2 tRNA genes are annotated in these 240 nt (G+C 47.9%); both read left to right on the forward strand.

What is annotated here, in order from left to right:
- The first annotated feature begins 2 nt into the window (after window positions 1-2).
- Window positions 3-90: transfer RNA gene (locus tag AC6FXG_RS08945), tRNA-Leu, on the forward strand.
- 42 nt (window positions 91-132) lie between these two features.
- Window positions 133-209: transfer RNA gene (locus AC6FXG_RS08950), tRNA-Met, on the forward strand.
- The last annotated feature ends 31 nt before the right edge of the window (window positions 210-240 follow it).

A 240-nucleotide genomic window follows, 5' to 3' on the forward strand; every position in this document is an offset into this window, starting at 1 on the left:
ATGCCGGGGTGGCGGAACAGGCAGACGCACAGGACTTAAAATCCTGCGGTGGTTAACACCGTACCGGTTCGATTCCGGTCCTCGGCACCAATGCTTATCTATTATAATAAGCCTTGTGAGAACATCCATTATGGCGGCGTAGCTCAGTTGGCTAGAGCATTCGGTTCATACCCGAAGTGTCAGGAGTTCAAATCTCTTCGCCGCTACCAATTTTTTTAATGTAATTCCGAAAGGATTTTG

Source organism: Ezakiella massiliensis, assembly GCF_059862345.1.